Annotated in this window: 19 protein-coding genes; 9 read left to right on the plus strand and 10 right to left on the minus strand. The window is 40.6% G+C overall.

Annotation, left to right across the window (positions count from 1 at the left end):
- Positions 1-51: 51 nt before the first annotated feature.
- Both LV85_RS06255 and LV85_RS06260 read right to left on the minus strand, forming a co-directional pair.
- The gene (locus LV85_RS06255) at positions 52-939 is read right to left on the minus strand and encodes an SMP-30/gluconolactonase/LRE family protein (RefSeq protein ID WP_245942182.1); all 888 of its coding nucleotides are present in this window, start codon (positions 937-939) and stop codon (positions 52-54) included.
- Between the two features lie 36 nt (positions 940-975).
- On the minus strand, positions 976-1,854 hold the full coding sequence (locus LV85_RS06260) for a TolB-like translocation protein (protein ID WP_111317335.1): 879 nt from the start codon (positions 1,852-1,854) through the stop codon (positions 976-978).
- Between the two features lie 243 nt (positions 1,855-2,097).
- On the opposite strand from LV85_RS06260, the gene LV85_RS06265 reads away from it, so the two are divergent.
- Together LV85_RS06265 and LV85_RS06270 are read left to right on the plus strand one after the other, a co-directional pair.
- A complete protein-coding gene (locus LV85_RS06265) occupies positions 2,098-2,403 on the plus strand; it encodes a DUF2752 domain-containing protein (RefSeq protein WP_111317404.1) in 306 nt (101 codons plus the stop codon).
- Positions 2,396-2,779 carry a TM2 domain-containing protein gene (locus LV85_RS06270; RefSeq protein WP_111317336.1) on the plus strand — a complete coding sequence of 128 codons (384 nt, stop codon included), beginning with the start codon at positions 2,396-2,398 and terminating at the stop codon, positions 2,777-2,779. Before LV85_RS06265 ends, LV85_RS06270 begins: the two co-directional genes overlap by 8 nt.
- Positions 2,780-2,887: 108 nt before the next feature.
- Here LV85_RS06270 and LV85_RS06275 read toward each other — a convergent pair whose 3' ends face one another.
- The 4 genes from LV85_RS06275 to LV85_RS06295 all read right to left on the minus strand — a co-directional run bounded on the left by LV85_RS06275 (position 2,888) and on the right by LV85_RS06295 (position 7,033).
- Complete coding sequence (locus tag LV85_RS06275; protein ID WP_211318381.1) at positions 2,888-3,739, minus strand: alpha/beta hydrolase; 852 nt, start codon at positions 3,737-3,739, stop codon at positions 2,888-2,890.
- A 138-nt stretch (positions 3,740-3,877) separates the two neighbouring features.
- Positions 3,878-4,327 (minus strand): GNAT family N-acetyltransferase, encoded by a 450-nt coding sequence (locus LV85_RS06280; RefSeq protein ID WP_111317337.1) that lies wholly within the window; start codon positions 4,325-4,327, stop codon positions 3,878-3,880.
- Positions 4,328-5,767 carry an alpha-L-fucosidase gene (locus LV85_RS06285; RefSeq protein ID WP_111317338.1) on the minus strand — a complete coding sequence of 480 codons (1,440 nt, stop codon included), beginning with the start codon at positions 5,765-5,767 and terminating at the stop codon, positions 4,328-4,330.
- A 555-nt stretch (positions 5,768-6,322) separates the two neighbouring features.
- Complete coding sequence (locus LV85_RS06295; protein WP_111317340.1) at positions 6,323-7,033, minus strand: hypothetical protein; 711 nt, start codon at positions 7,031-7,033, stop codon at positions 6,323-6,325.
- Between the two features lie 48 nt (positions 7,034-7,081).
- On the opposite strand from LV85_RS06295, the gene LV85_RS06300 reads away from it, so the two are divergent.
- Positions 7,082-7,609, plus strand: a complete 528-nt coding sequence (locus LV85_RS06300) for a HEAT repeat domain-containing protein (RefSeq protein ID WP_111317341.1) — start codon at positions 7,082-7,084, stop codon at positions 7,607-7,609.
- A 54-nt stretch (positions 7,610-7,663) separates the two neighbouring features.
- The gene (locus LV85_RS06305) at positions 7,664-8,296 is read left to right on the plus strand and encodes a hypothetical protein (protein WP_111317342.1); all 633 of its coding nucleotides are present in this window, start codon (positions 7,664-7,666) and stop codon (positions 8,294-8,296) included.
- Here the strand turns inward: LV85_RS06305 and hrpB are convergent.
- Entirely contained in the window at positions 8,293-10,779 is a 2,487-nt protein-coding gene (hrpB, locus tag LV85_RS06310) for an ATP-dependent helicase HrpB (RefSeq protein ID WP_111317343.1), read from the minus strand. The two genes, LV85_RS06305 and hrpB, sit on opposite strands and share 4 nt — an antisense overlap.
- 391 nt (positions 10,780-11,170) lie before the next feature.
- On the opposite strand from hrpB, the gene LV85_RS06315 reads away from it, so the two are divergent.
- From LV85_RS06315 to LV85_RS06325, 3 genes are all read left to right on the plus strand, one after another.
- Positions 11,171-11,779, plus strand: a complete 609-nt coding sequence (locus LV85_RS06315) for a hypothetical protein (protein ID WP_111317344.1) — start codon at positions 11,171-11,173, stop codon at positions 11,777-11,779.
- 37 nt (positions 11,780-11,816) lie between these two features.
- Positions 11,817-12,332: a hypothetical protein gene (locus LV85_RS06320; RefSeq protein ID WP_111317345.1), complete on the plus strand. Its 516-nt coding sequence runs from the start codon at positions 11,817-11,819 to the stop codon at positions 12,330-12,332.
- 72 nt (positions 12,333-12,404) lie between these two features.
- The gene (locus tag LV85_RS06325; RefSeq protein WP_111317346.1) at positions 12,405-12,977 is read left to right on the plus strand and encodes a GNAT family N-acetyltransferase; all 573 of its coding nucleotides are present in this window, start codon (positions 12,405-12,407) and stop codon (positions 12,975-12,977) included.
- Positions 12,978-13,329: 352 nt separating this feature from the next.
- On the opposite strand, the gene LV85_RS06330 is transcribed toward LV85_RS06325, so the two are convergent.
- The 3 genes from LV85_RS06330 to LV85_RS06340 form a co-directional block, all read right to left on the minus strand.
- The gene (locus LV85_RS06330) at positions 13,330-13,836 is read right to left on the minus strand and encodes a DUF2911 domain-containing protein (protein ID WP_111317347.1); all 507 of its coding nucleotides are present in this window, start codon (positions 13,834-13,836) and stop codon (positions 13,330-13,332) included.
- Positions 13,837-14,011: 175 nt separating this feature from the next.
- Positions 14,012-15,160: a Gfo/Idh/MocA family protein gene (locus tag LV85_RS06335; RefSeq protein ID WP_111317348.1), complete on the minus strand. Its 1,149-nt coding sequence runs from the start codon at positions 15,158-15,160 to the stop codon at positions 14,012-14,014.
- Between the two features lie 147 nt (positions 15,161-15,307).
- A complete protein-coding gene (locus tag LV85_RS06340; RefSeq protein WP_111317406.1) occupies positions 15,308-16,441 on the minus strand; it encodes an MBL fold metallo-hydrolase in 1,134 nt (377 codons plus the stop codon).
- Positions 16,442-16,759: 318 nt separating this feature from the next.
- Between LV85_RS06340 and LV85_RS06345 the strand changes: the two genes are divergently transcribed.
- Together LV85_RS06345 and LV85_RS06350 are read left to right on the plus strand one after the other, a co-directional pair.
- Positions 16,760-17,218, plus strand: a complete 459-nt coding sequence (locus LV85_RS06345; protein ID WP_111317349.1) for a (2Fe-2S)-binding protein — start codon at positions 16,760-16,762, stop codon at positions 17,216-17,218.
- A gap of 2 nt (positions 17,219-17,220) precedes the next feature.
- Complete coding sequence (locus LV85_RS06350) at positions 17,221-19,386, plus strand: xanthine dehydrogenase family protein molybdopterin-binding subunit (protein WP_111317350.1); 2,166 nt, start codon at positions 17,221-17,223, stop codon at positions 19,384-19,386.
- Positions 19,387-19,504 lie beyond the last annotated feature (118 nt).

The following is a 19,504-nucleotide window of genomic DNA, read 5'->3' on the forward strand; positions in this document are numbered from 1 at the left end:
ATAAAATCCCGGTAGATTTAGACCTACCGGGATTTTTCGGTTTTTAACCTTTCACCAAACGCCCCTTGATTTCATCTGAAGGGTGTAAACAGCATCCATTGCTGTGATAAACAATGTTTTCCTGTCCAAAGCTCCGAAAACAACATTTGCAGTCCACTTGGCTGGAACTGGAATATGGGCGATTTGTTCACCTTTTTTATTAAATACAGTCACACCATCGCCAGTTAGATATAAATTTCCTCGGTCGTCGATAGTCATTCCATCAGATCCCATTTCACAAAAAAGCGATTTATTGATGAGGTAACCATCCTCTCTGATATCATATTTGTATGTTTTCTTTGCTCCGATATCCGCCACATATAAGTGTTTTCCATCAGGAGTGCCCACTATTCCATTTGGCTTTACTAAGTCATCTGCAACTTTGAATAATTCTGTTTTATCAGCAGACAAAAAATACACATCCTGACCTTCTTGCTCTGACTCTTCAGATCTGCCTTCCCAGTAAGGTCTAGGATAGAGCGGATCAGTAAAGTAAATTCCTCCTCGAGGCTTTACCCACAAATCATTTGGCCCATTCAGTTTTTTACTTCTAAAAGCCGTGATCCACACTTCGTGGTTTCCATCGGTGTCAATAGCCCAAAGTTCATTTTTGTTATCAGCACAAGCGATCAAGGTTCCGTCAAGCATAAAGTACATGCCATTTGATCTTCCCGCATCTTCTTTGAAAACACTTACTTCATTGGACAAGGCATTCCACTTATGGATTTTGTTGTTCGGTTGATCAGTGAAGTATATATCTCCAAATCGGTTGACTGCTGGGCCTTCAGTAAACTCAAAGCCATCTTGTACTTTTACTAATTCAGCGTTTTTGGCAACGATGCCTTTTTTGTCTTCTATTTCTTGCGAAAAAGCCTGCGATCCAATAAGAAGCGCCGCCATAAAAAGGGTTGATTTAATAGGGTTCATAGTGTATTGTTATTTTCTATTCATTGCGACCACAAGCACATTTAAATCTTCGCTATAGGCCATTCGGGTGATGTTTTCGTGAGTATCAGAATTTATTTTACCAAGCGATTTCCAGTTTTCATCCTTGTATTTCCTGATAAATATTTCATTTCCAGAAGCCATCAGGAGGTGGTTTTTATCGATCCAAATGAAATCCTGTGCGCCTGAAATTCCAGTAAGATATACTTCTCTTTTTCCACTTTCTATATCAAAGCTTTTAATTATACCCGAAACTTCTTCAGATGGCTGAGTCATGTAAGTGATTTCAGATGTTTTAGGTCGTTTCTTGACTGTTCGGGCTATTCCTGAGTCTATTTCTACCAAATCATTTCTTCCTCTTGCATAGATCAGTTTGTTTGGATCTCCCAGGACAAACATTGCTGCTTTATTGTCATACCAATCGTAATATCCCACAGGTTCTATATCATCGTATAGTAATTCAGCATCTTCGAAACTGGTAGGGTATAACCAAATCCGCTGCTTTTTGTCGGGTTCCATTACTACCGCTGCGATATACATACCGCAATCGGTGATACTTGGAGAAAATTCACTGCGATCGGAAGTTTTGGAAAGGTTGGTAAATTTATCTGACTCGAAATTATAGACGATAATATCGTGATTTCCATTTTCATCAGCAGCAGAAAATACCAATTGGTATTCATTGATAAAATTAGGCTGGTTATCATATTCTGCTCTATCGGTCAGGGTATGAGCAGATTCAGTCAGCAATTTTAGATTACTTCCTTTTCCACTCGTATTCATCACCCATAGGTCTGTACCAGTCTGTGCCTGAAGGGAAAACATACTTGCTAAGAATAAAATGTAGCAAGTAGCAAATAGGTATTTCATTAGGAGCTGTAATTTGAACTGCCAAAATACAAAATGAAGATGAAATACAAGTTGAAAACTAGGATAGACCTGATTTTCGTAGAACTAGATAAGTCCTAGTTGAATTTGTTTATCCTAGAATAATTCTGTTCATTATCGAACATGTTTTTGTACGTTTCCTTTGCATAAAAATTGCCCAACCTGCGAAATTCGTGATTTAAGGCTATGTTTGGGGAATGGCATCTTTTTCGTATTAAACAGAACATGAAGGTAATTCCTCAATGGATATCAAACTTGCCGCTAGAGTTGATCTTTTGGATCGGTAGTTTAGTAGCAGTTCTATTCTTAGATCCTCACGGCGGCACACACTTTAGTCTCTGCCCACTGAGTCAATTGGGATTTGATTGGTGTCCGGGCTGTGGACTGGGAAGGTCTATGAGTCTTCTTGCAAAAGGAGAATTTCAAGCTTCCTGGGAAATGCATCCTCTGGCTTTGCTAGCGTATGTGGTGATTATCTCTCGAATCTGGCAACTTATTAGAAACTTAAAAACAACACACAATTATGGCTAATGTATTAAGACATCTTCCTGAATTGGAAGGAATGGAACTGGGTTACATCCAGGGTTTGATGAAAAATATGGATGAAGACCAAGCGTCACTTTTCGCACAGGTTTACCGTGCTAGAAGAAAGGACTCGCAAATGATTTTGATCTTGACTTTACTAGGATTCTTTGGTTTTGCAGGATTGCACCGATTTATACTAGGTCAAGTAGGATTGGGTATTTTATACATATTGACTTTCGGACTTTGTTTCATTGGTACTATTGTCGATTTGGTCAATTATAAGAGCCTTGCTTATGAGTTCAATATCAAAGTGGCTCATGAGACAATGAATATGCTGAATGCAAATTATCCTGGAGATGTGACTAACACGCCAACCACATAATAAACTTAACTACTGAGAGAGAGCCGGGAGAAATTCCGGCTTTTTCCATTTCAACCGTTGAGGTTTCTAAAACCTCGACGGTTTCATTTTCTTAGTATATCGTTGAAGCTATTCAATTATAACCACTGGCTCTTTTTCCAAATAGCCTAAAGATTGAAGGAAATCATCGGCAGCTTGAACCGTCTTTTTGTAATACTCAAAATTGGTGTAGTTGAAGAAACCATGAGGCTGATCTTCGTACAGAATCAGATCACATCTGTTTCCCACTTTTTCCATCACCATCTGATAGTACTGAGCAGTCACGACAGGAACGAGATTGTCTTTGGTGCCCAATAAAAATAGGGTAGGAGGAGCACCTGCCTTGATGTTGTGTAGTGGTGAAAAGTCCTTGTACTGATCTCCGATTCTTTCATATCCATAGCCTCCAGGACCATTGTCTATGACAGGATTGAATAGTATCAAAGCATTGGGTATGGAACTGAATCCCATATCATCACTTGTGGCATTATATCCATCTATTAAAGCCGTAGCCGCTGCCAAATGCGCTCCAGCAGAACCACCCGAGGCTATGATTTTGTCCTGATCAATATGATATTTACTGGAATTTTCCCTCAAATACCTCATAGCTGATTTGGCATCAGATATGGATTCATAAGGCGAAGTTTTATGCTCGTTTTTCGTCCTGTAGTCTACCAAAAAACAAACCAAACCTCTCTTGGCAAAATATTCCGCCTGATGCTCGAATTGTGCTCTGCTACCTGAATTCCAACCTCCGCCAAAGTAGAAAACCAATGCTGGATATTTCTCAGTTGTATCCATTTGCTCAGGATAGTGTACCTCCATCATAAGCTCGGTAGTATCCACTGTTTTGTATGAAAACAGCTCCTGGGCAAAGGAAAAACTAGCAGTCAAAAAGAGAACTGAAAAACAGCACAAAAACTTTGAGGTAATTCTATTCATAACTTTCCATTAAAGTTGAGTAATCCCAAAGTACTTGGACTAACTAGTTTTAAATCCATGATTAATTGCATTCCACTCATAGTTTTATAAAGGTTCTCTGATTGATTTGGTTTGTAGGACAAAGACCAAGAAAAAGAACTAAACCTCCATTGTCATCTCCACATGCTCGATACCGTCTTCTAGGTACCTTTCTCCTGCATCCTCAAATCCTAAGGATTTATAAAATTCGTTCAGATAGGTTTGAGCGCCAATTCTAATGGTACAGGAACCATATTCAGATTTAACAAAGGCAATTGAATCTTTCATCAACCTTTTGCCAGCTCCAGTTCCTCGTGCTTTTTTATCACTCACTACTCTGCCTATGGAAGCCTCTGCGAAAGTAGTACCAGCAGGTAACACTCTCGCATAAGCCACTAGGAAATCACTTGATTTGATCATAACATGAAAAGCTAATTGATCTTTGTCATCAGCATCCTGAAAAACGCAATCCTGCTCTACCACAAAAACCTCATTTCGAAGTTTGATGATCGCATAAAGCTCACGATTGCTGAGCTCGTCGAAAGGCTTTATTACCGTAATCAATTCCATTTATTCAGAAACGTAAGTCAGCACGATAGCTGGAGAATTCGAGAATTTTTCTTGCAAGTTCTTTGGAAGAGAAACTACCGTTTTACCGTCAACGGTTTTCCATTTAAGTGATTTCTTCTCACCTAGAATAGTGATTTTGCTGTCTTTTTTAGGTGCGTTTAGAGTCCATGAGATGGTCTCTCCAACTTGTTCTCCCTCAGCAAGAGGCATCAAAGCATACATTTCTTTAGCTTTTCCTTGGGTGAAATACAGTTTGTCATCTTGGAAGTTCTCGATTGCACGGGTATCGTAGATTCCTGCACCATTCACTTCAAGCCACTGCCCGATTTCTTCCAATCTAGAAATTTGCTCAGGAAGGAATAGTCCATCAGCTGTAGGGCCAACTCCAAGCAATAAATTTCCACCTTTAGCCACAATCTCGATCAGCAAGTGAATTACCTTTCTGGAAGGCTTGAATTTGTCATTGGGTACAAAACCCCATGCTCCGCCCAAGGTGATGCAGCTTTCCCAAGGATCTGAAGACATTTCAGCAGGAATCCCCTGCTCTGGAGTACGGTAGTTTTCGAAAGGTCCATGAACCGTACGATCCACGATTAGGATTCCTTCTTGATTTGCTCTAACGGTCTCCGCAACCTTTGGCATATTGATCTCCTGATCGAAATCTGGGATCGGTGCTCCCCAACTCAAAACTTCATCATTAATGGTAGACTTTGGTCTTACCCAGCCACCATCTAACCAAAGGATATCTATATCTCCGTAATTGGTTGTGATTTCATTTAGTTGATTGTGCGTAAACTGCACATACTGTTTCCATCTCCATGGATGCTTACGAATATCATAATTGACATTTCTATCTGGCGTAGCGCGGTAGTCCCACCAGTAATATTGAGAATGCCAATCAGGCTTAGAATAATAAGCTCCGATCATCATGTCCTTTTCTCGAAAAGCATCAAAAACATACTTAGCTACATCTGCTTTGGGATTACTTGCAAAAGGCCCATTGGTGATCTTGTAGTCTGTAAACTGAGTATCAAACATATTGAACCCATCATGATGCTTGGTGGTAAAAACCACGTATTTCATTCCGGCTTTATCCGCAGCATCAGCCCACTGATTCGGGTCAAATCCCTGTGGATTAAACTTTTCACTCAATCCAAAATACCATTTCTTGTAGTCATCATAACTCTGAGTGGTATCTTTTCTATTGATCCAATCCTCATTATTGATACTCCATGATTCTACAATTCCCGGCACAGCATAGATTCCCCAGTGAATCAAAATTCCAAATTTCTGATCTCTCCACTGCTCGAGTTTCTCTGCAACTTTGGGATCTGTAGGGTATTCATATTCCGAGGAAGTAGGGTGTAGGGTGTTCTGCGCATTGGCCTGAAATGAAATGACAGATGCAAATACAAGTAGCCAGATGAGTTTTTGGGACATGGGAAATGAATAAAAGCTAAAATTTAAGAATGCTCAAAGGTAAAATGGAAAGCAAAGAGTCAAAAGGGAAATCTCTTCTAATTCTTTTCCATGAAATCTCAGATTGCTGAAATTTAAGATTCGGAAACACAAAGTGTATGGGTGATTCTACTTCTTGATTTTTGAATTTGAATTTTGCCCAGTGATCATTTTCAAAGCACATAGCCACATAGGAAACATAGATCTGCTCCCCAATCAGAGGGAATAATTCTTATCAGTAAGGCTTTATTCCCTTAGTTCCTTTGTGGTAAAAAAAAGTCTCTACCACAAAAGTCATAAAGAGAACAAAGGGTTTTAATCTTTGAATTTGAACATTGCCCAATGATCATTTTCAAAACGCATAACCATATAGGAAACATAGAGCTGCTCCCGAATCAGAGGGAGTAATTCTTATCAGTAAGGCTTTATGCCCTTTGTTCCTTTGTGGTGATAAAAAGTATCTACCACAAAAGTCATAAGGAGAACAAAGGGTTTCTATCTTTGAATTTGATTATTGCCAATTGATCATTAATTACCTCACCAATCCTCGTCTTCATCAACCTTATTTGAATCTATGCCATCTAATTGCCCAAAGATCCCTTGCCCTTTTTCAGAAAGGGTCAAATGAATTCCATTCAACTTCTTGTGAATGGACTGTAAAGTCTCAAAATCAGGTTGTTGTACATGGAATGGAATACTGATCAAGTTTTCTGCTTTCTTAGAAAAAGGGGGAGGAGTATCGCTACCAAAGAAGTACGGCCAGAGTGTTTTGCCACAGCTAATTCCCCAGGTGCTAATCGCATAATTATCTTCATACTGCTGAAGACGTTCGTTGATTTCTTCGAAAAACTGCTCAGATTCTCCCAGTCTCAGTCTAGAGCCAGCTCTTGATTTACCCTTTGTTTTTAAGTATTTGATCTGGCTTTTTCCCTGCTTCTGACGAACCATATAGGCCCGAAAAACTTTGTGATCGAGCATTTCTCCATTATGAAAATATCCTGTAACGGCTATTCCTGCTCTAATCATCACTAAGCCCAGATGAAAATCATCTTTGACCTGTAAGTGCCCCTGTTCATTTGGAGAAGTATTCCAAGGTATGGAGATCTTGGCCAGCCAAGTATCCGAATCAGAAATTTCCCATTGATGCTTAGCCAGATCGAAAGAACCTAGTAAGCCCTTCTCATGGGAGACTTCCAATAAAGACTGGTACTTTTCTAGACTTATTAACTTTGGATTGCCGGAAATCATAGCGGGGGAGGCTTTTCACTTATATTTACACAAATAAACCGAAAAATCATGGACGAGGAAATCGAAGGCTTGATCAAGCGCATGAGCGACCCTAATGAAAAGGAAGCTTTTTATTTTGCAGACAAACTTGGCAAAAAGCTGGGAGAAAGTGGAAAGGATAAGGTCATCGAACTAGTGAAAGGTGACAACTGGGAAGTTTCATACTTAGCCTGCAGAGCACTTTCACAGTCCTCTTTTAATGAGGATTCTCTGGACGCGATTTTTGAAGCAATCAAGGATAAGAAGAATAGACCTCATCAAGGAGCCTTTGTGCAGATTTTGGAGGAGTTTGATTTGAGCCTACGCTTCGTGGATATTTTTAGAGTTTTTCTATTTGGTAATTTCAAAGCCCAAGCATTGGCAAAGATGTATTTGGACGAGGTGGAATTTGACATGACGCCACGTACCCTTCGAAAAGCTGAGAAACACTGGAACCATTACCTGCATAATCCTGAGGATGAAGGAAGTTTGGAACTGAAAAAATTAGAAGTGGAACCTATTCTCGCTGAAATCAAAGACCTGTTTTCTGAGGATTAAAAAAAATTCGCCTGATTCTTGTGTATTTACAAATACATAAAAAAGAAGATTGTCATGCGAAAATTGGATGTTGTCGGGCTACACTCAGAGTTTTTTAAGGATCATGGATTTCAGTTAAATCCCTCTCAATTAGTGTTTGAGAAGGTTTTTCCACATGGTAAGCAGGTGATTTTTGTCCATTTCATAGAAGGTTCTAAAGAGAGTTATCTAGAGTATCACTTGGGTATTCGCATCAATGAAGTGGAAGAATTAATCCATAAGTTCCTCCCAACACTGAGTAATCATGCTGAGCAATCGATTACATTAGCCCAAACACCGGACAAACTGGGGAGTTCTTACCCAAAAAAAATCACAGTTGGAGATAGTGATGAGATGTCTCAAGTAATTATTTCATTCGAAAATTTCTTTTTGAACACAGGATTTAAGTGGTTGGATCAAATGATCGATCCTGTAGTTCTTGAACAAGAATTTCTGCACCATAAAGAAGATCCTTTTGAAGCTTATAACTTAATAGATTCAGCATTTCGCTCTACAGCACTAAGCAGGCTGTATAATCCAGAAGATTACCCTGTTCTTAGACAGTCATTCTTGGAGAAAATTACATCTCAGGAAATGACGCCATTTACCATTGCCACTTTCCTACAATTATTGAATTATCTTGACAAGGTGGAATTAGTGGCGGCTTAAGACCTCCTCTTTACTCCTCTAATGGCCTGGGCATCTAATGGATTCTCAGGCCATTCGTGCTTTGGATAGCGTCTCTTCAATTCTTTCTTGACTTCGAAATAGCCATTCTGCCAAAAGCTTTTCAGATCCTGTGTGAGTTGCACAGGTTTATATCCTGGAGAGAGCATTTCGATTAGCACATTTACTTTTCCATTGTTCACGGTGGGTGTTTCCAGCAAACCAAACAATTCTTGAAGTCTCACAGCCAAAAGTGGAATATCCTCTTTTCTATATTCCAGTTTAATTTTACTTCCAGAAGGAACTTCTATAGTGGCTGGTGCCAGTTGGTCGAGTTGCTTTTGAAGTTCAAAATCAAGACTACTAAAAAGAATCTGAGCCAGATCTAGTTTTTTGAAGTCATCGTTTTTGCTGATATTCTGAAGATATGGAGCTATCCAAGTCTCAGGCTTTTCGCAAAGAGTTGCCACCGACCAATCTGGCCAGTTTTGATCTGGATACCATTGTTTCAACGATTGCACACGCAAAATCAATTGCTCCACATTATTAGAGAAATCCAACAAATATTCCCCATCCTCACGAATAGCCTCCAAGATCGCTTCGGTCACATCTCCTGCGGCGTACTTTGCCAAAGGCCGAGTGCCCAGAATAATCGAACCAATTCTAATCTCTGAATGTGCTTGAAGTCCACCTTTTTTCCTATCCCATTTCAGCACTTCCTTGGTCTTCAGCATAGGAGCCAAATCTTTAGGGTTAATAGGAGCAGCCATCCAGATTTTGCCCATTCCTTCCCGCGCATCCACATGAGCTACTGCTAGCCAAGACTCATGAGCTAGATCATCCTTGTGTGCAATCTGAGCTATTTTCCCATTGGCCAACTGGAATTGGGCATTGTTGCCAGGACGAGCTGCAGCGATGCGCTCAGGGTAAGCGTATGCGAGGAGCAAACCGGTCTGCCAGGGATCAACTGGGCTGTTATCCGGCTGGATGGAAAACATGCGACGATAGGAAGCCGCCATCTTTTCGATCTTCTTGATCCCAGCTATGCTCACATCGTGTTTTCTATACCTGCGAAGAGCTTCGATTCGGAGATTCAAATCCACTCCAGCTTCAGGGCCTAGCGGATCTCGCTCATTCAAGATCGCGGCTATATCTGTAGCCAAACCCAACTGTTTGATTTCTGCCGCATTGATAAGCATGTGAGCAATTCGTGGATGCGTAGGCAATTTGTGAATTTCCTTACCGTGAGGTGTAAGTTCACCTTCCACTATAGCCTCTATGGATTCTAATGTCTTTTCTGCCAAAGCCAAGGTGCCAGCTGGAGGAGGAGTGAGCCAAGTCATGGAGCGAATATCCTGCTTGCCCCAAGCTTTCATATCTAGTACCAAAGCAGTCAAGTCAGCTTCCAATAATTCAGGTGTTCGATACTCATTCAGCTGATTTTGAATTGCTTTGGTCCATAACCTATAGCTATGACCCGCGGTCAATCTACCAGCACGGCCAGAGCGTTGATCTGCAGAATCTAGGCTGATTCTATGGAGTACTAATCGTGATAAACCGGATCTTGGATCAAATCTATTTGATTTGGCAAAACCTGAATCCACCACCACTTTGACTCCTTCTATTGTCAAAGAAGTCTCCGCAATATCTGTAGAAAGCACAATCTTTCGTTTTCCAGAGGGATGTGGCATGATCGCTCTGTTTTGATCTGCTGGTGAAAGCTGTCCATATAGTGGTAATACCAAATCATCCGGTAATGCATTTCTAAGAATTTCCTGTGCTTTTCGGATCTCTCCCTGTCCCGGAAGGAAAACCAAGAAATCTCCCTCATGAATTTTGGTCAGAGGAATAATCTGCCTAGCCGCATCTTCCCCAATCGAATATTCATCTACAGCGTTCATGTAATTGACTTCTACAGGATACTGCCGCCCCTTGCTCTCGATCACGGTGGATTTCAGCATGCCAGAAAGCTGCTTTGCATCTATAGTCGCCGACATCAGCAAAATCCGTAGATCAGGCCTTAGGATTTGCTGAACCTCTCGAATTAGAGCAAGTGCAAGCTCAGAATGAAGATTGCGCTCGTGAAACTCATCGAAGATCACCAAGCCCACATCTTCCAGAGCATTGTCTGTATGAAGCATGCGGGTCAAAATTCCCTCCGTGATTACTTCCAGTCTGGTGTGTGCAGAAATAGCCGATTCAAAGCGAATTCTATAACCGATCAGATCTCCCAACTTGGTATCCGTCATAGACGCCATGCGCTGAGCGTTGGTCTTAGTCGCCAATCGCCGAGGCTCAAGCATAATGATCTTCTTGCCAGCCAGCCAAGGTTCATCCAGCAGAGTCAATGGTAGGAGCGTACTCTTTCCCGCACCCGGAGGAGCCTGAATTATCAGAGAATTAGCGGTTGAAAATTGGGATTTTACTTGAGGAATTATCTCCGCAACAGGGAGGTCAAATGACAGTGGATCGAAATGATTAAGCATGCGATGTAAAAATAGGGATTCTAGGGTAGAAAGGGAATTGTGGGAGGCTTAAGTCACTGCGAATGGTAAGGAAGTACACGAGCATTACCACCTTCAAATTAGTAAGTCTCTATACAATTTGCGAATTGTGATTTACCATTTACGAGAGGAACAATTGCCTGTTGATCTCCAAAACTATCTGAGTGTTTTTTCGATTATCTAAGTTAATGTTAGCAAGAAACCAATCTTGAATCTCACCAATCTGTACTATATCCTAATCAGGCATTTCACTTTTTTTTATTAGCTTACAGAATCACGGGGATATTTTATCCAGTAAAACTATGAATACGAACCATGAGATTCTTGCTGACAGAAATCCTCCTTCATTTGTAACTTTAAATGATTTTTGAATATGAAAAACACTTTAATTCTAGCCCTTATCGGGATCATCTTCTTTTCTTGCTCAGGAGAGAAAGCAACAGAAATCACCCAAGAAATGGGTAGCAGGGTAGAAGATTCTGGATCCAGCTCGGATGAAAGAGAAAAGATAGCAAAGGGAGAAGCCAATTTCTCCGTATCAGTTTCTATCGATGGGAAGGAAATGGATTTCAGTGCAATCAACACAGAAGACAATATTGTTTTTATGAATAATGCACTAAATCTGAAGCTTGTTGACGAAAATCAGAACGTCTGCATGGTCAATCTTTTAGGAGAGGGTGTGTATGAAAGTACTCCCAATTCTTTTACTCTCCAGAACTCAGAGTTATCTCAGGAAGAACAGATGACCTCCAAGAAAAAACGATCTCATGTGGAAGTTTATTGGCCGCAAACAAACACACAGTATGATAAAAAAATACTCTACTCTGGGGAAGTTACACTGGAAAAACTAACTGATGACATCATAGAAATCTCTTTTACAGGAGAAGGAATAGACTATGGAAGATCTCCAAATAAAGGCCCTTTCTATCCAATGACAGGCAAAATAAGACTAGAAAATTACAATAGTTACGACATCAGATAAATCAATTTTCATTTTTAAAATTTAATAGCAAACGCTTATGAACAAATTGAACATACTACTTCTAGCCCTTTTTCTTTTTTCATGTAATGGAGATAATACAAGTGAGAAAACGCTGGAAGAATCATCCACAGATTTAGATGAGACTGTAAAGGCAGAAAAAGCCTCTGACTATCCATGTGACTTATATACTGAGTCCTTTATCAAAGAATATTTTCCAAATGGAGAAAATTTCGTCAATAAGCCAAGTGGAAGTTCTTACCCTACATGTAGATATAGTTTTACGGTAGATGGTGAGGATTATCGTGCTGAGCTTACAGTTGCAGATTTTGGTGGAAAGGAATCAACTTTTGATAAGGCGATGAGTTTCCAATCTAAAAAAGAAGAAGTTTCTGGCTTCGAAAACAAAGCCTATTACATGTCAGGTCAAGGTCAAATTTCTACTTATAAGGGTAAAAAAATGATGCACATTAGTATGTCAAAGGATCAAGGAACAGCTGGTGAATTCAAGGATCAAACAATTCAGGCTGCCAAGGAAATATTAGCAAAACTGTAAAATTGTAGAGGCGAATAATCTTTCGCCCTTCAATAGAATCCATTCCTTGCTTATTTACACTATAGTCTAAACATGATTATCCGGAAGGCGCTGCTTGAAGATTCCGAGGCGATTACTGAACTGCTGATGCTAGCCTCTGGAAAGGTGATGTATAAGTTTATGGGCGAGAAGGATTACCTCAAAGCTGTGGGCTTTTTACATTATTTTGTTCAGAATACAGGAAATCAATATTCTTTCCAGAACTGCTATGTAGCTGTGGACAATGGTGAGATTGTAGGAGCGATGTTAGTGTATGATGGAGCCAAATTGCAGGAATTAAGAAAGCCAGTTTTGGAATATATCCATCAGCATTTTGATAGGAATATGCATGTAGAAAAAGAAACCCAAGCTGGTGAGTATTATATAGATTCTTTGGCTGTATTCCCTACACAGCAAGGAAAAGGTATCGCATCAAAACTGCTTCAATTTCTCATTCAAGTAAAGTCTGAGCATGGAGATGCTACCCTAGGCTTGCTAGTGGACAGGACAAATCCTAGAGCTAAAAAGCTTTATCTGAAATTGGGATTTAAGCTTGTAGGAGAGAAAGAACTATTGGGAATTTCCCTTGAGCATCTACAATTGAAGTTGTCTTCGTCTAAACTATAGGATTGAATGAGGTAGGGGCGAACGATTTTTCACCCTACTCTAATATTTTAAAACAGACTGCTACGTGCCCAATGACGGATTGTGTTTTCACCACAATTCGAGTCTGTCCGAGCGAAGTCGAGGACAATAATTTTATATATTTTAATAGAGGCTTCGACTTCGCTCACCCTGACCCGTCATCACTCTCTTGTAAATTCTAAATTATTCTTACTCGAAGTGCCGTATAAAAAGACATAAGCTTTTCTCTGTGAGCTCCTCGTCATCCTCCGTGTACACCGCGATAAAATCCCCTAATCCACAAAAAAACCACGAGAAAAATCCCGTGGTTTCAATTTCAATTAGCTTGGAAAGCTTATGAGCCTAACTTGGCTGAAGCTTTTCCATATTCCCATCTAATCTCAAAGCTTGAAGGCTTTACTTCATATACAAGACGCTCTTCCATAGTAGATGTCTGGCCAGAAGGAACTGTAACTCTCAATGCATCTTCTTTTGAATCATAATCAAATGCTCCCCATTGCTTAGCAACTTTGTTGAAGATAAATGTAGAAGAAGCCTCACCTGGGATCACGAAGAAACTATAAGTTCCCGCAGGCAATTTCTTTCCTTCTACCATGATATCCTTAGTAGTCGTGAAGGTAGTTGCATCATTTGCGCCAGCTCTCCATACTTCTCCTAAAGGCACCAAATCTCCCCAGATCATACGGCCTTTTACCGCAGGAGAGGAATAATTGATAGTGATTTTAGCATCGCCTACCGTTCCTTCAGCGGTTTTGGCTGGGCTAGCTTTCTCTTGAGCAAATGCCGCTAAACCTATAAATGCAAGTAGGGCAGTGGCTAGTAAATTCTTTTTGAAATTCATGGTCCTTAGTTTTTGTTATTACATATGAAAAATAAAGAAATTTATTAATTCCTCTAGTTTCCAAACTGACATTTCTGTGAAAAGGTTACAAAAGGGGGAAAACGTCGGGTGCGGGATGTTGGGTGACCGATGTATGCTTCACCGGACATCAAACCTCCAACACCCAACAATCGCATTAAATCTTCACCCAACCTTCTTTCTCATTACTTTCTACGATCGCATCACCGATGATCAACTCTCTCAAGCCGTCAGCAAAAGTTGGGAAAGTAGGTTTTTCTGGTTGTTTGCCTTCTCTGACTGCGGCATAAACTTCCTTGAAAAGCTGCTTGGAAGTATCTGGGAAGCCTTCTTGGTGACCTCCTGGGAAGCTTACTAAAGAACGAGCCCCTTCGTCTACCAAGGCAGGATCTTTCATCAAAATAGAATTGGCAGTTTCTCTCTTACCGATCCAAAGTTCGTTTGGCTTTTCAGCATTAAATTCGAAGCTCGACTTAGATCCAGAAATTTCGATATTAAGGCGGTTTTTACGTCCAGCGTTGATTTGGCTGACGGTAATCGAACCTGTGTTACCATTATCAAAACGAAGCAAAATAGTAGCATAATCTTCAGATGTCACATCATACTCTTGGTAATCTGAAGGGTCTAATTCTTTTCCAGAGAAAGATTCTACTGCTTTCAAAGGCTTCAGGCGCTTAGGATGCACAGTGGAGAAATCAGCCATTACAGCAGTGATTTTCAAACCAGTCACATATTCAGTCATATCTAAAAGGTGAGATCCAATATCTGCTACTGCTCTTGAACCACCAGATTGCTTAGGGTCCAACCTCCAGCTATAGTCAGTTTTGAAGTATAACCAATCCTGTAAGTAAGAACCCATCACGGAATATACATCTCCCAACTCACCTTTTTCACGCATCACTTTCATCTGGCGAACCATAGGATAATAACGGAGGTTGAAGTGAACTGCATTGATCATTCCTTTTTCTTTTGCAAAAGAAACAAGCTCCTGCGCCTCCTCAACTGTCATTGAAAGTGGTTTCTCGCAGACAACATGCTTACCAGCTTCCATACAGGCTTTTGACTGCGGAAAATGAAGGAAGTTTGGAGTACAAATATGTACTACATCAATGCTGTCATCTTTCAGCATATTTTCAAAAGTGTAGGCATTTGGGATTCCAAGCTCTGCAGCTTTGGCATCTGCTACTTCCTGATTTACTTCTACAAGGCCTGTCACCTCGATATTAGGAATTCTTCTAAGTGCTTCTAAATGTGCCGGTCCGATAAATCCGGTGCCAACGATAGCTGCTTTGATAGTCTGAGCCATAGGTTTTTTAGGTTGAATTGAATATAATTTGAAACCTTAAATTAGGAAAAATGCCTCAATTCATTCCCATTCCCAAAACTAGATTTCAATACTATCTCGGATTGAAATGGACAAAAGCAGTTAGAAATACCTAGGACTTTGAGTCTATTACTTGGAAATCATCTGTTTAGTCATGGATGTGGGTTCTAACCACCATTGACGTGTTGTTTCTAGATTTTTGTCCAACTCGATGAATTCACCAATCTCAGGAACAAATATTGGCTGATTGATTTCTGTAGCTTTCACCAAAACGCGTTCAATCGGATCTCTCCAGGAGTGCATCGCTAAAGTAAAGGCCGCCCAATGAATTGGCATAAAAACGTCTGCCTTGATATCCATTGCCGCCTGAGCAGTTTCTTCGGGCAACATATGTATATCCGACCAGCGCTCATTGTACTGACCACATTCCATCATGGCAAAGTTGAATGGACCATATTTCTCTCCTATCTGCTTGAAGTGTGGACCATAGCCACTATCACCACTAAAATAGATATTATCTTCTTTGCCTTGGATCACCCAAGAACCCCAGAGTGTAGAGAATCTATCATTCAAACCACGTCCAGAAAAGTGTCGAGCAGGAGTTAAAGCTAAAAGCAAGCCATCCGCTTTGATTTCATCCCACCAGCCCAACTCGTGGATTTTGGAAGAATCTACTCCCCATTCTTCGAAATGCGCTCCCATTCCTAAAGGCATGTAAAAGGACTTCGTTTTATCCTTCAGCTTCTGAATAGAACCATAATCCAAGTGATCATAATGATCGTGTGACATGATGATCATATCGATCTGCGGCAGTTTTTCTATGGAAATAGGCAGCTCCTTGCTATAGCGCTTTTTGCCCAAATACGGGCTAGGAGAGGGTACCTCACCAAACATAGGATCGATCAGAATATTCTTTCCTTCGATTTGGAGTAAAAAAGTAGAGTGCCCAAACCACACTAAGCGAGTAGGATGATCCTTAGTAACTAACTCCAAAGAATCACGATGCTCTATGGGTAGTTCGAAATTTGGCTGACGGCTAGGGTCATTTTTGAAAAAATCAGGTATCATCTTTATCGCCTCTGTGAAATCCATGTCCATATTAGTAGGTATGAGATTGCTGAATTTTCCATCTTCGAAATAGTCCAATTTCTCAAATTGTGCTAGCTTTTGTTTGGATTGAGTTCCGCCAAATTGTGGACTAAGATTAACAAAGAGTATAGCAATGATAGCTAGTATGACTACAATTGAAATGATGCTGATCATTAGGTATTTCAGAGTTTTGAATAAAGACTTGAACATAGGAGCTTGAAAAGCTAGGGTATAAACTATTGGCTTCAACTGCGAAACCTATAAAAAGGTGCGAGTTAGAAGGGATTTTATTGATTTTTTATCAAAGAGTTCCAAGCTGTACAAAAGCTAATATCTAAAGCAATTGCGACTTCAGATAGCAGGTAAGCAGGGTATGAAAAGCGTTGCGCCGTTGGGTCGCCACGAGAGATAAAGCCACCTATTTTTTATAGTCGGTTTCTATACTCTTCTGATTTTCTTTATCTTAAACGTGTAAAACTTAATCAATAACCCATGGCACTTATAAACCTCAAAATCAACGGAAAGGCAAATTCGGTTGATGTAGAAGAAGATACCCCCTTACTTTGGGTACTTCGGGATCATCTTGGATTGGTCGGCACCAAGTATTCTTGCGGCATCGCTCAGTGTGGTGCTTGCACTGTTCACAAAAATGGAGAGGCTATTTTTTCCTGCATCACTCCAGCGGCTAGTCTCACAGAAGACGAAATCACAACAATAGAGGGGCTCTCGGAAGATGGAGATCATCCAGTTCAAAAAGCCTGGGCAGAAGTAGACGTTGCCCAATGTGGCTATTGTCAAGCTGGGCAGATTATGAACGCTTCGGCCTTTCTTGAAAAGAATCCAAAGCCATCTATGGAAGAGATAGATGAAGCAATGAACAGAAATATCTGTAGATGTGGTACTTATCATAAAATCAGAGAAGCCGTTGCAATGGCTGCTAAATCCAAATAATCATGGCTACACTGACAAAAACTAACCGAAGAGACTTCCTCAAAATAGCAGGAACAACTGCGGGAGGATTATTTATAGGCTTCAATTGGATGAGCTGTGACTCACCAAAAATGGAAGTTCTCAGCACTGAAGAGGTGCTTGCAAATGCCAAGAATTTCAATGCGTTTTTGAGCATAGCGCCATCTGGGGATATTGTGATTTATTCTCCAAATCCTGAGTTGGGACAAAATATCAAGACTTCCTTTCCAATGGTTGTAGCTGAGGAATTGGATGCAGACTGGAGTAAAGTTCGGGTAGTGCAAGCCAATCTGGACACTGAGAAGTATCAGCGTCAATTGACAGGTGGATCTGGAGCTATGCCTCACTCTTGGGAACGGCTTCGCAAAGCTGGAGCTACGGCAAAATATCTTTTGGTAGCTGCAGCAGCGAGCAAATGGGAAGTTTCAGCCGATGAGCTAAGTACTTCAGAAGGTATTATTTATCATAAAGCCAGTGGAAAGAAAATAGGATACGGGGAAGTTGCTAATGATGCAGCACTTTTAACTGCTCCGGAGGAGATTACTTTAAAGGACAAAAAGGACTTTAAAATTATCGGGACTCCCGTTAAGAACGTGGACAATGAATCTATTTTTTCCGGTAAGCCACTATTTGGACTTGATTTTTATAGAGAAGGAATGCTTCATGCAATGATTCAACGTGCGCCTTTTGGAATGAAAATCAAATCTATTGATGATGCCGCTGCGAGAAATGTAGCGGGAGTGAAGGATATCATCACTTTTGAAAACTCTGTGGCAGTAGTCGGATCATCGACATGGCCATTGATGAAAGCCAAGAAGCTTCTAAAAGTAGAATATGAAGCTGATGGAAAAGTAGAGAGTTCGGCTGATCATGATGAGATTTTCAAAGAACTTTTGGCAAACGGTAAAGCCGAAGTAAAGCGAAAAGATGGTAATGTCAATACTGCGTTTAGAAATGCCGCTCAAGTAGTAAATGCTGAATATCAGTGTCCATTTCTATCACATTCTCCTATGGAGCCTATGAATTTTTTTGCTCATGTGATGGAAGGTTCCGTAGAATTAGTTGGTCCAACTCAGACTCCGGAAAGTGCGAGAAGAGCGGCTGCTGAAGTGACAGGAATTGCTCCAGAGAATATCACAGTTGAAATCACCAGATTGGGAGGAGGTTTTGGTAGAAGGCTTAGGGCAGATTATGTTTCTGAAGCAGTTCATGTTTCCAAAATGATGAATGCTCCAGTGAAATTAACTTGGAGTAGAGAAGACGATCTAACTGGCGGAGCCTATCGTCCAGCAGTGAGATATAGATTTGAAGCATCTTTGGATGCGGATGGTAATATGACAGGCTACAAACTTCGTGGTGTTGGTATGAACGCTGGTAATAGTACTAGAGAAAATAACTTCCCTGCTGGAGCAGTCGATAATCTCTTGATTGAAAATGTGAATTACAATTCATCGATTACCACCAATGCCTGGCGTGCGCCAATTACCAATTTCCTGGCTTATGCCGAACAGTCCTTTTTAGATGAAGTTGCACTAGCAGCTAAGAAAGATCCTGTAGATTTTAGACTAGAGCTATTTGAAAAAGCGAAAGCTAATCCTGTGGGCGGAGAACTTCGCTATGATGTAGATCGCATGATCGGTGTTACAAAAATGGCCAAGGAAAAATCAAATTGGGGAAAGAATCCAAATGTAAAGCAGGGATTTTCTGTGTATTTCTCTCATAGAACTTATGTGGCACAAGTCGCTGAAATTGAGATGGAAAATGGCACTCCATCTCTAAAGAAGATTCATGTAGTTACAGACTGCGGAATGGTAGTAAATCCTACTGGTGCCAATCACCAAGTTCGCGGTGGAGTGGTAGACGGGATGGGACATGCGATGTATGGAAACCTGACTTTCGAGGGAGGGCTTCCTACCCAAACCAACTTCGATAAGTATCGCTTGATACGTATGAAAGAGGTGCCAGCTGTAGATACTTATTATGTAGATAGCGGTTTTGATCCAACAGGTTTGGGTGAACCTTGCCTTCCACCAACTGGCGGAGCAATAGCAAATGCGATTTTCAGCGCAACCGAAAGAAGACTAAGAAGCCAACCTTTTATAGATCAGAAAGAGTTTCAGGATCTGAATTTGGGTATAAAAAGAGCGTGATCTATACGCTAGATTTTAGACATAAGTATCAAGACTATAGAATCTAGAAAACAGATTCAAGAACCAAGAAAAAGCACTTCCATATGTACTGGAAGTGCTTTTTATTTAATGGTAAGAT

The sequence above is a fragment of the Algoriphagus chordae genome (genome assembly GCF_003254055.1).
In the GTDB taxonomy this organism is placed as follows: domain Bacteria; phylum Bacteroidota; class Bacteroidia; order Cytophagales; family Cyclobacteriaceae; genus Algoriphagus; species Algoriphagus chordae.